This is a genomic window from Enterococcus sp. AZ128 (assembly GCF_051714485.1).
GTDB lineage: Bacteria > Bacillota > Bacilli > Lactobacillales > Enterococcaceae > Enterococcus_A.
The window spans coordinates 1-220 of record NZ_JBIORZ010000021.1; the positions used below are offsets into that span (position 1 = coordinate 1).

At 40.5% G+C, this 220-nt stretch carries 1 pseudogene; it reads right to left on the reverse strand.

Annotated elements, in window-relative coordinates:
- Positions 1-83: 83 nt before the first annotated feature.
- Positions 84-220, reverse strand: a pseudogene (locus tag IGI38_RS24900) (integrase core domain-containing protein); the annotation flags it as partial.

The following is a 220-nucleotide window of genomic DNA, read 5'->3' on the forward strand; positions in this document are numbered from 1 at the left end:
GTTGACAAGTTCTTCGTAAAAATGTATTGAATGGGTGGCACACCTCCTAAAGATTCATGAGGTCGCACAGACATATAATACCCATCAATGTAGTCACGAACCACTCTTTCTGCTTGAACAAAGGAATGAAAGTAATGCCATTTCAATTCTTCTCGCTTGAGAATACTGAAAAAAGATTCAATCACGGCGTTATCCCAGCAGTTTCCTTTACGGGACATGC